This window comes from Brachyspira sp., from assembly GCF_050873525.1.
GTDB lineage: Bacteria > Spirochaetota > Brachyspiria > Brachyspirales > Brachyspiraceae > Brachyspira.
This window is the reverse complement of the sequence record NZ_JBNMIZ010000086.1, coordinates 1-10,445: the sequence shown is the minus strand read 5'-3', so window position 1 is coordinate 10,445 and position 10,445 is coordinate 1. Positions and strand designations below refer to the sequence as shown.

Annotated in this window: 10 protein-coding genes; 7 read left to right on the top strand and 3 right to left on the bottom strand. The window is 33.0% G+C overall.

Translation table 11 applies throughout. The annotated features are described in order from the left end of the window. The coding region (locus tag ACR0QS_RS07205) for a M16 family metallopeptidase (protein ID WP_432632766.1) at positions 1 to 1,220 on the bottom strand (1,220 nt) is incomplete at its 3' end. Positions 1,221 to 1,401: 181 nt separating this feature from the next. On the opposite strand from ACR0QS_RS07205, the gene ACR0QS_RS07200 reads away from it, so the two are divergent. Together ACR0QS_RS07200 and ACR0QS_RS07195 are read left to right on the top strand one after the other, a co-directional pair. Next, positions 1,402 to 1,977 (top strand): hypothetical protein, encoded by a 576-nt coding sequence (locus tag ACR0QS_RS07200; protein ID WP_432632765.1) that lies wholly within the window; start codon positions 1,402 to 1,404, stop codon positions 1,975 to 1,977. A gap of 39 nt (positions 1,978 to 2,016) precedes the next feature. Then, on the top strand, positions 2,017 to 2,142 hold the full coding sequence (locus ACR0QS_RS07195) for a hypothetical protein (RefSeq protein WP_432632764.1): 126 nt from the start codon (positions 2,017 to 2,019) through the stop codon (positions 2,140 to 2,142). 112 nt (positions 2,143 to 2,254) lie between these two features. Here the strand turns inward: ACR0QS_RS07195 and ACR0QS_RS07190 are convergent, their stop codons facing one another. Further along, positions 2,255 to 3,394 carry a hypothetical protein gene (locus ACR0QS_RS07190; RefSeq protein WP_432632763.1) on the bottom strand — a complete coding sequence of 380 codons (1,140 nt, stop codon included), beginning with the start codon at positions 3,392 to 3,394 and terminating at the stop codon, positions 2,255 to 2,257. Positions 3,395 to 3,586: 192 nt separating this feature from the next. On the opposite strand from ACR0QS_RS07190, the gene ACR0QS_RS07185 reads away from it, so the two are divergent. The 5 genes from ACR0QS_RS07185 to ACR0QS_RS07165 all read left to right on the top strand — a co-directional run bounded on the left by ACR0QS_RS07185 (position 3,587) and on the right by ACR0QS_RS07165 (position 9,001). Then, complete coding sequence (locus ACR0QS_RS07185) at positions 3,587 to 4,261, top strand: hypothetical protein (RefSeq protein ID WP_432632762.1); 675 nt, start codon at positions 3,587 to 3,589, stop codon at positions 4,259 to 4,261. Positions 4,262 to 4,291: 30 nt separating this feature from the next. After that, complete coding sequence (gene glpK / locus ACR0QS_RS07180) at positions 4,292 to 5,773, top strand: glycerol kinase GlpK (RefSeq protein WP_432632761.1); 1,482 nt, start codon at positions 4,292 to 4,294, stop codon at positions 5,771 to 5,773. 124 nt (positions 5,774 to 5,897) lie between these two features. Then, the gene (locus ACR0QS_RS07175; protein WP_432632760.1) at positions 5,898 to 7,334 is read left to right on the top strand and encodes an NAD(P)/FAD-dependent oxidoreductase; all 1,437 of its coding nucleotides are present in this window, start codon (positions 5,898 to 5,900) and stop codon (positions 7,332 to 7,334) included. A gap of 29 nt (positions 7,335 to 7,363) precedes the next feature. Further along, positions 7,364 to 8,638, top strand: a complete 1,275-nt coding sequence (locus ACR0QS_RS07170; RefSeq protein WP_432632759.1) for an NAD(P)/FAD-dependent oxidoreductase — start codon at positions 7,364 to 7,366, stop codon at positions 8,636 to 8,638. Positions 8,639 to 8,641: 3 nt separating this feature from the next. Further along, positions 8,642 to 9,001 (top strand): DUF1667 domain-containing protein, encoded by a 360-nt coding sequence (locus ACR0QS_RS07165; RefSeq protein WP_432632758.1) that lies wholly within the window; start codon positions 8,642 to 8,644, stop codon positions 8,999 to 9,001. A 525-nt stretch (positions 9,002 to 9,526) separates the two neighbouring features. Here ACR0QS_RS07165 and ACR0QS_RS07160 read toward each other — a convergent pair. Further along, positions 9,527 to 10,234 carry a PorT family protein gene (locus ACR0QS_RS07160; protein ID WP_432632757.1) on the bottom strand — a complete coding sequence of 236 codons (708 nt, stop codon included), beginning with the start codon at positions 10,232 to 10,234 and terminating at the stop codon, positions 9,527 to 9,529. Between the last annotated feature and the right edge of the window lie 211 nt (positions 10,235 to 10,445).

The following is a 10,445-nucleotide window of genomic DNA, read 5'->3' as shown; positions in this document are numbered from 1 at the left end:
TTTGAGCCTTTCGGACCTACGGAAGTTAAAAATAATTTTTTATCCGATAATTTTTCGTCTATAACTTCGTTTACCGATTTCATATTGACTTTATCAATCGATTTATAAATATCCTTAAACGACATATATTTTGAAGCGTAAATTTCGTTTCGAGCGTTTTTATTCATTATATAATTTGCGTTTAATTTGCTGAAAGCCATATAACTTTTATAACTTTCTTTAGATTCTTCCAATTCTTCTTTAGATATTCTTTCGTTTATAATTTTATTTATCTCTCCGTAAATCGTTTCTATAGTCTCTTCATAATTTTTCAAACTTGTAGAACCCGTTATTTCAAATAATCCTCCGTTTATAAAACTTGTAGCCGAACTATAAATATTATAACAGAGTCCTTTATTTTCTCGCACGCTTTGATACAATCTCGAATAAGAACTTACTCCAAAAATATCGTTTAGAATATTCATGCTATATTTTTTATAATCGTTCGCTTTATATGAAGGAGCGTATAAAGAAAAATATACATGATTCAAATCTTCTCTTTCTTTCGCCACGGTTTTGTAGAAGAACGGAATTTCTTTATTTTCGGTTTTAATATTTTTTTTAAGTTTAATGTTTGACAATTTTTTTATCGCCAAATCCATATCGAATTTTCCAGCAATCGAAACGACTAAATTATTCGCGTTAAAATTTTTCTTAAAATATTTGTAGACTTTTTCTCTGTTTATACTTTTTATATTATTTATATTTCCGCCTATCGAAAAAGCCATCGAAGTTCCTTTATAAGCTTCCGCAAAAAACTGACTCGAAGCGGTTTCTTCTGGAGTATCGTTTACCATTTTAATTTCTTCTATAACAACTTTTTTTTCTTTTGCAATATCTTCTTCTCTGAAAGCGGAATTAAGAATAATATCTTCCAAAGTGTCAATCGCTCTTTCAAAATATTTTGAAATTATATTTATATAAAAAGAAGTTAAATGCCTCGAAGTAAAAGCGTTGAATACTCCTCCGACTCCTTCTATTTTTCTAACCAACTCTTTTGCGCTAGTTTTATCCGTGCCTTTAAATAACATATGTTCTATGAAATGCGTATAGCCGTTCGTTTCTTTAGTTTCGTTTGCGCTTCCCGTAACGAAGAAAAATCCTGTAGAAACCGTATCCAAAATAGGCATATATTCTAAAACAACTTTTATTCCGTTTTGTAATGTAATTCTTTTTACCATTTTAATTTTCCAAATAATTTAATGTTTAAGTTTAATAATTGATAATTTAAAATATTATCGTAAATATGAATTATAAAATATAATGTTGGTATTTGCAAATAAATAATTCAAATCAAATAAAATCTATACTATAACGCCGATTTTCCGATAATAAATTAAATTAAAAAACGGACTTGAAATTATGAAAAAAATAATAACTTTTTTGTTTTTATCGATTACGATTATCGCAAATAATATTTACGCGAACGAAAAAGAAAGCATGATAAAATCGATGCAATTAGACGAATTTGAAGAAATTTCAATAGCGGACGAAGAATCGACTATGACATTCGAGGAACTAGCCGATTATTACGCTGCGATAATAACCGACAAAAAAGCGACTCCCGAACAATTGGAAGCGCTTGGAAATATAATAAGATTATGGACTGACACGATAAATAAAAATTTTACGAAAGAAGAATTATACGATAAATATTCGGTTTTGACTTCCACTTTATCGTCTATGTCTATTCATTTAATTTTGAGAATAGCGATAAAAGACAATAATATTCCGACAAAAGAAATTCAAAAAAATATTTACGAAACGATTAATAATAAATTTATTCCATCGTTTGGAAAATTTAAAAACGAAGGATGGAAAACGGAATTTAATTTTTATGTGATAAATATGTCCGCCGCGGTTTGCAAATGGTATGAAGATAAATCTAAAAAATTGGATTATCCTAATTTCAAAGTATGGCGAGAAGGCAATTTTTAATTTACTAATTTTATTGATTTATTCACGGAGGAAATAATAATGGAAAATCAAGAAATAGAATTAATGGAAGAACAATCTTCGGATAAGCTAAAAAATTTAATAAATAAATACAAAGAACAAAATACCATAACGATAAAAAGCCCGAAAAAAATACAAGCGGTTTGATAATTAAAATTTATATTAAGTTAATTAAAAAACGGCAGCCTAATTAAATTAAGCTCGCCGTTTGAACAGCTTTAAATTTTTATTTTTTGTATTTTTAATTTCTAATTAAGAATTAAAAGAACCATTGCAATCCTGTGCAGGAGTCGAAAGAAAATCCCGTTCTGCTAAATCCTAATACGCTTTGAGAATTTCCTCTCATATCCGCTTCCAAATATAAAGTCAAATCTTTAGTAGGTTTTATATACAATTCTATATATAATCCGTAAGAGAACTGCATTAGAGGAGTATTAAAACTTTCGCCGTTAATCCTCATATTTTTTCCGCCGTATATATTATAGGAAAATATAGGTTCTCCATATAGCGATATAAAATCGGATTCTGCATATAATCCAAGTCTCGGACTTATAGAAACTAAATACATTTTTTCAGCGTAGAAACCTGCAGGCATTGTGCCAACAAAATCTGTTCCGTCAGACGATTTAGGGTCATGAGCCGTAGCGGTAATATCGTAAGGACTCAAAAGCCCTTCAAGTTCGTTATATATCGAAGCTCTTGCGTCTTTTACCGAAGTATAATATCCAAATCTCAAATAAGGGTCGAATGAAAATTTTTCGTTTCCAAATGCATGAAAATATATTCCAAAGTTAAAACCCAAAGAATCGGCTTCAACTTTTTCGGCGCTATTTATATTTAAATGTCCGTAAAATACATAAAAACGAATTTGCTGAACTACTTCCGAAGGAACATTATATCTCGCATGTATTAAAGTGGAATATACTTTTACATCTTTCAAAGCTCCGTAGCCGTATCCTATTGAAACGGGAAGATTGAATTTCAAAGCATGATTTTCCAAAAAGCTTAAAGTTATTACAGGCGTATGCGCCATATAACCATACTCTCTTCCATTTTCATAGTGGTCCAATTCATACCCCCCCCCCACGCCAAACCATTTGTCGTTATTTGTGTAAGCGAAACCGATAAACGCGCTCGGAATTGCGCTAGTAAATTTGTATAATGGTGTGCCATTTGTATCGGTTACAGTATTATAAGTTTTTAAGAGAGGATATGTGCTTAAAATCGTTCCCATAAATCTAAAGCCGTTCGTTCCAACCAACACGCCTATTCTATCCGTCATAAAATAAGCCGCTTGAGGATAATACAATGCAGTAAAGAAAGTGCTTGCATCGTTATATCCGAATAAATGGATGTTGCCTACGATTAAAAACATAAGCGATAAAATTAGTTTTTTCATTTTTCTACTCCTTAAAATGAATTAAATATTTTATAATTTTTCAAAATAATACTATGAATAGTAAAAAAGTCAATAGCAAATTTTTAACGAATTTGTAAAAAATAAAAACTTGATTTTAAATAAAAATTGTTTAGTATATTATTAATCTAATATCTTTAAATAATTTTAATAATTTGTCGTAGATTTTGAATCATGAAATTTATTTTTTCAAGAGTCTTTTTAGGAACTTTGGTAATAATCATAGGAGCTTATATACTTCTTCAATATATTTTTAATATTTATATTCCTTTTCTCGCGTCCATTCCTTTATTTACGATAATAGTCGCTTTGGTTATTATGGTTTGGGGAATCGCGATAATATTAGGCAGAGGTTTTTATTCTTCAAAAATAGTTTTGGGTTTATTATTAATTCTAACGGGAATATATTTTATAATAAGATACTGTTTCAATATCAATATGCCTTTTATTTTATACACTCCGATTTTTAGAATGATTTTTAGCATAATAATAATGTTTTTAGGAATTTATATTTTAATCGGCGTTTATTATGTCGGCGAAAATCTTCCGCAATATAAAAGAGCGTATTATAGAATATTTTTCAAAACTTCGAGTATGGATTTTACGAATTTGGAAGTAGACAGAAATCTTAATATAACGATTGACTCGGCATTTTCGGACACTATTATATTTATAAATCAAAATATTCAAGTTCATATAAAGGCTTCGAGCGCGTTTGGAAATATATCTCTTCCTACGGGCGACAGCGTGAGTTTCGGCGAGATTAATTTTATTATGGGAAATTCTGATAAGATATTATATTTAAATGTCAATTCCGCTTTCGGACAAGTAAGAATTTTGTATAGATAAATTATAAATTATAATTGAGAGGTAAATTGAATGAAATATATACTCGCTATAGACCAAGGAACAACAAGCAGTAGAGCGATACTTTTTGATTATGAACAAAATATGGTATCTGTCGCTCAAAAAGAATTTACTCAAATATATCCTAACGAAGGATGGGTTGAACATAACGCTTCTGAAATTTGGGCGACTCAATTTGGAGTTTTGCAAGAGGCTATACAGAAAGCGGGCGCTAAACCCGAAGATATAGCGGCGATAGGAATAACCAATCAAAGAGAAACTACTGTCGTTTGGGATAAAAATACGGGAGAGCCGATATATAACGCTATAGTTTGGCAATGCAGAAGGACGGCTTCGATTTGCGATTCTATAAAGGCTAAAGGACTCGATTCTTATATTAGAGAAAATACTGGACTTGTCGTTGACGCTTATTTTTCGGGAACTAAAATTAAATGGATACTCGATAATGTCGAAGGAGCGAGAGATAAAGCTAAAAAAGGAGAGCTATTATTTGGAACTATAGACACTTGGCTTATATGGAAACTCACGGGCGGAAAAGTCCATGTTACCGATTATACAAACGCTTCCAGAACGATGATTTATAATATCAAAGAGCTTAAATGGGATGAAAAAATATTGAAAGAATTGGATATTCCAGAAAGCATGCTTCCAGAAGTTAAAGATTCTTCCACAATTTACGGATATGCGAATATAAACGGAAAAGAAGTTCCAATATCGGGAATAGCGGGCGACCAGCAGGCGGCTTTATTCGGACAGGCATGTTTTGATAAGGGCGATATAAAAAATACTTACGGAACGGGAAGTTTTATTCTAATGAATGTGGGCGAAAAATTTATTTTGAGTAAAAACGGCTTGATAACGACTATTGGAATAGGCTATAAAGGAAAAATTGAATACGCTTTGGAAGGTTCGGTATTTATCGCGGGCGCGGTTATTCAATGGGTTAGAGACGAGCTTAGACTTTTGCATGACGCTAAAGATACGGAATATTTTGCGACAAAAGTTAAAGACACAAACGGCGTATATTTAGTTCCAGCATTCGTAGGACTCGGAGCGCCTTATTGGGATATGTATGCGAGAGGATGTTTAGTCGGAATCACGAGAGGCGTAAATAGAAGTCATATAATAAGAGCGGCTGAAGAGGCGATAGCTTATCAAAGCAGAGATGTTATAGACGCTATGGTTGCCGATTCGGGAGTAAAATTAGGTTCTCTAAAAGTTGACGGCGGAGCTTCGAGAGATAATTTCTTGATGCAGTTTCAAGCGGACATAATAAATACAAAAGTTTTAAGACCTCAAATAACGGAAACTACCGCTTTGGGCGCCGCGTATTTGGCGGGCTTGGCGGTAGGATTCTGGAAAGATAAAGAAGAGATTTCAAAGAGATGGAAATTAGACAGAGAGTTTAAACCTTCTCTATCCGAAGATGAAAGAAATCAAAAATATACGGGCTGGAAAAAAGCGGTTGAACGAGCTAAAAACTGGGCTGTATAATAAAATCTTGCAATCCGCATGTTGATTTATTGATTATTTCGATATGCGGATTATATTTTTATTTATAAAATATTAAAAAATTATTTATAATAAAAAAAGAAAAAAATAAAAATAAAGGTATTTTATGTATGATATATTAATAATAGGAGCGGGCGTATCGGGAACTTCGGCTGCGAGAGAATTATCGAGATATAAAGCGAATATATGCGTAGTCGAAAAATGCGAAGATGTCTGTTCGGGAACTTCAAAAGCAAATAGCGGAATAGCTCATGCGGGATTTGACGCGGCAAACGGTTCGCTTATGGCAAAGTTAAATGTTTTGGGAAATAAAATGATGCCAAAAATAGCAAAAGACTTGAATGTTCCTTTCAAATTAAACGGTTCTTTAGTAGTATGCACGAATAAAGACGATTTGCCTAATTTACAAAAATTGTATGAAAGAGGAATTGCAAACGGAGTAGAAAGTTTAAAAATATTGAATAGAGAAGAAGTTTTTGAAAAAGAACCAAATCTAAACGATAATGTAATTGCCGCTTTATACGCACCGACTGGAGGAATAGTTTGCCCGTTTATACTAAATGTTGCCTATGCGGAAAATGCGGCGGATAACGGAGTGGAATTCAGATTCAATACGGAAGTTTTGGATATAAAAAAAGTTAATAATATATTCGAGGTTATGACTAGCAACGGAATCATAAAAACGAAATATATCGTAAATGCCGCTGGAATCTATGCCGACAAATTTCATAACATGGTAAGCTCAAATAAAATAAAAATAAATCCAAGAAGAGGAGATTATATTCTGCTCGACAGCGAAGTTAAAAATGTAGTTTCTTCAACGATATTCGCTTTGCCAAGTAAATTTGGAAAAGGCATTCTGGTTACTCCGACAGTTCATGGAAATATAATGATTGGACCGACAGCGATAGATATAGAAAATAAAGAAGGCGTAAATACGACTGCGGAAGGTTTGAGTCAGGTTATAGAAAAATCCAAATTAACCGTGAAAAATATTCCTTATAATAAAGTAATAACTTCTTTTGCGGGGCTTCGTCCTCATGAAGACGGACATGAATTTATAATTAAAGAAGTGGAAGATTGCGAAAATTTTATAGACTGCGCGGGAATAGAATCGCCGGGACTCGTTAGCTCTCCAGCCGTTGGAGTTATGGTAGCGGATATTTTAAAAGAAAAAGCAAAATTAGAATCGAAAAAAGATTTTATAGAAAAAAGAAAAGGCATTACAAAATTTATGAGTTTGTCCAACGAAGAAAAAAATAAACTTATAAAAGAAAATCATCTATACGGACATATAATTTGCAGATGCGAAAAAATCACAGAAGGCGAAATTGTGGAGGCAATAAAAAGTCCGATAGGCGCTCGTTCATTGGACGGAGTTAAAAGAAGAGTTAGAGCTGGACTCGGAAGATGTCAAGGCGGATTTTGTTCTCCAAAAATAATGGAAATACTTTCAAGGGAACTTAAAATTGACATATTGAATATTACAAAGTCCGAAAAAGGTTCTGAAATACTTAAAGGCATAAATAAAGAAAGTTTATAATTTATTTTTTAATTTTTTAAGGAGAGAAAATGAAATCTTATGATATTGTTATTATAGGCGGAGGACCTGCGGGACTTGCTGCCGCTATTTCGGCAAGAGAAAACGGAATAGAAAATTTGCTCATTATAGAAAGAGACGAAGTTTTAGGCGGAATATTAAATCAATGCATACATAACGGTTTTGGACTTCATCGATTTAACGAAGAATTAACGGGACCAGAATATGCATATAGATTTATAGAAAAAGTTATAGATTTGAAAATAGAATATAAATTAAATACGATGGTTTTGAATATAGACACAGGTAAAAATATAACTTATATAAATAAAGAAGAAGGTTATATCCAAATAAAATCGAAAGCGATAATTTTGGCTATGGGATGCAGAGAGAGAGCGAGAGGTGCGCTTAACATAGCAGGATATAGACCCGCGGGAATATTTTCGGCGGGAGCGGCGCAGCATTTGGTAAATATAGAAGGATATATGCCGGGAAAAGAAGTCGTTATTTTAGGTTCTGGAGATATTGGACTTATTATGGCGAGGAGAATGACTTTTGAAGGAGCTATCGTAAAAGTAGTCGCCGAGATTCTTCCATTTTCGGGAGGACTCAAAAGAAATATCGTTCAATGTTTGGATGATTTTAATATTCCGCTAAAATTGAGCCATACGGTTATCGACATTAAAGGAAAAGACAGAATCGAAGGAGTGATTATAGCGAAAGTTGACGAAAACATGAAACCGATTAAAGGAACGGAAGAATATTATTCATGCGACACTTTGCTTTTGTCGGTTGGACTTATTCCCGAAAACGAACTTTCAAAAGAAATAGGAATTGAAATAAATCCGATTACATCGGGACCTATAGTAAACGAAAGTTTGGAAACGAATATTGAAGGAATATTTTCATGCGGAAACGCTTTGCATGTTCATGATTTGGTTGATTTTGTTTCTGAAGAAGCGGAAACTGCGGGAAAAAGCGCGGCGCTTTATGTTTTAAATAAATTAAATAAAAAAGTAAAAAAACAAAAAGAAGAATATATTTACTTAAAAGCGTCAAACGGCGTTCGTTATACAGTCCCGTCAATCGTTAATATCGATAATATAGAAGAAGGGCTTACCGTTAGGTTTAGAGTCGGCGGAGTATTTACGAATAAATTTTTGAATGTTTATTTTGACGGCGAGAGGGTCATTCATAAAAAACATTTAATATTTGCCCCAGGCGAAATGGAAACATTAAAATTGGGTAAAGATATGTTATTAAAAAATGGCTTAAAAAATATAGAATTTAAAATAGAGGATAATTGATTTATGGAAAAAAAAGAATTGACTTGTATATGCTGTCCTATGGGATGCGCTTTAAATATTGAAATGGAAAATAACGAAGTCGTAAAAGTTAGCGGAAATACTTGTAAGAGAGGCGACACTTACGCGAGAGCTGAAATAGTTCGTCCCGTTAGAATGGTTACGACTATAGTTAAAGTGGAAAACGGAAAATTAAAAACTCTTCCCGTAAAAACTAAAGAACCTATAGATAAAGATAAAATTAAATTATGCCTTCATGCTTTGAAAGATATAAAAGTTAAAGCTCCCGTTCGTATTGGAGATGTTATAGTTTCCAATGTTGAAGGAGTAGATATAATTGCCACGCGTAATGTGGAGGCTATTTGATTAAAAAATAATTAAAAAATAACGGATAAATTTTTAGTCCACCATTAGCCATAGGCAAGTAATCTAATAGAATTTGATTTTAAAATTAAACTTTATAAATAGTGGATTGCTTCGATTTATAAATAAATCTCGCAATGACAAAAATAATCTATCGTCATTACGAGCGACTGAAAGGAAGCGAAGTAATCCAATTAAAATTCATTAACATTTCTAATAACAAGGGGTTTCAACCCCTTGCATGCTTTTCCAAAATCGTTAACACAATGGGCTGAAGCCACATTGTTGTCAGGTTTATAATCGTCATTACGAGGCTATTTATAGCCGAAGTAATCCAAAATTAATTAAATTTTATTTTAAAATTTAGTTTTATTAATAGTGGATTGCTTCGGTCGTTATACTCCCTCGCAATGACAAATTAAAACAACGGACGAATTTAAAAAAAATTGGGCGAGGAGAATTCCCCGCCCGCTTAAGTGTGTGAATTAGAATTATATTATTTTAATTAAAGAAAAAGATTTTTTTACTTTAAGCTCTCGGACCGAATTTTAAACCTAATTCTACTCCAACATCGAAATTGCTTGTAGTTACCTTTCCGCCCAAGCCGTCATCTTGTTTAGCAATATCTCCGCCCAAATATAAGCCGATATTGAAAGCCAAATTATCCAAAAAGAAAATAGAATAATCGAAAGTGGCTTTAACATAGCCTATAACGGGAGGAGAAAACAAAGATAATGTATCGCCCATAGCTAATTTAATGGAATCTTTTGCGTCACCCAATTTCATGGTGTATTTTCCGCCGAGAGGAACTTTAACTCCTCCACCGATTCCGATTGCGAAAGCGCCGATATTGAATTTTGGAAGCAAGCCGATTTTGAAGCTGTCTAAACCGTAACTATCGGACACTTTAACTACTCCTGCACCTTCATAACCGAGTGCGCCTAGGTCGGCTTCAATAGAAGTTCCGAAATGGTCATGAGCGTAGCCCAATTCAACCAACGCGCTGATTCCGAAGCCGTTTACAACTTGGAACATATAGCCCAACTGAACTTCAACTCCAGCGTCAAAACCTGCCGTGCCTTTATAACCAGCGTCTTTCATATCTTTAGACGGAATAGTTATACCAGCTCCGAGTGGCACATTCAAAATAAACTCGAAACCGCTTGCCGCAAATGCCGATGTTCCGAGCGCCATCGTCATTGCCATAATTAGAAGAAATTTTTTAATGTTTTTCATTTTATTACTCCTTGATGAAAAAATTTTTTATTTATAACAAAATTGGGTTTCTTCTTTCCCAATAAGTTATCGAAACCAAAATATCCGCAAAGCACGGACAATATATAAAATGATTTAATGAAAAGATTTTTGCAATAGAAAAGCCGAGAAAGTTTAAATGATTGGCGTAACGTAACGTAACGTAACTGCACCGTGTTTAATCATTTAACCC

Bases quoted from the DNA above. Each gene is read 5' to 3' on its own strand.
- ACR0QS_RS07200 (WP_432632765.1), top strand. From the start codon at position 1,402: ATGAAAAAAATAATAACTTTTTTGTTTTTATCGATTACGATTATCGCA.
- ACR0QS_RS07195 (WP_432632764.1), top strand. From the start codon at position 2,017: ATGGAAAATCAAGAAATAGAATTAATGGAAGAACAATCTTCGGATAAG.
- ACR0QS_RS07190 (WP_432632763.1), bottom strand. From the start codon at position 3,394: ATGAAAAAACTAATTTTATCGCTTATGTTTTTAATCGTAGGCAACATC.
- ACR0QS_RS07185 (WP_432632762.1), top strand. From the start codon at position 3,587: ATGAAATTTATTTTTTCAAGAGTCTTTTTAGGAACTTTGGTAATAATC.
- glpK (WP_432632761.1), top strand. From the start codon at position 4,292: ATGAAATATATACTCGCTATAGACCAAGGAACAACAAGCAGTAGAGCG.
- ACR0QS_RS07175 (WP_432632760.1), top strand. From the start codon at position 5,898: ATGTATGATATATTAATAATAGGAGCGGGCGTATCGGGAACTTCGGCT.
- ACR0QS_RS07170 (WP_432632759.1), top strand. From the start codon at position 7,364: ATGAAATCTTATGATATTGTTATTATAGGCGGAGGACCTGCGGGACTT.
- ACR0QS_RS07165 (WP_432632758.1), top strand. From the start codon at position 8,642: ATGGAAAAAAAAGAATTGACTTGTATATGCTGTCCTATGGGATGCGCT.
- ACR0QS_RS07160 (WP_432632757.1), bottom strand. From the start codon at position 10,234: ATGAAAAACATTAAAAAATTTCTTCTAATTATGGCAATGACGATGGCG.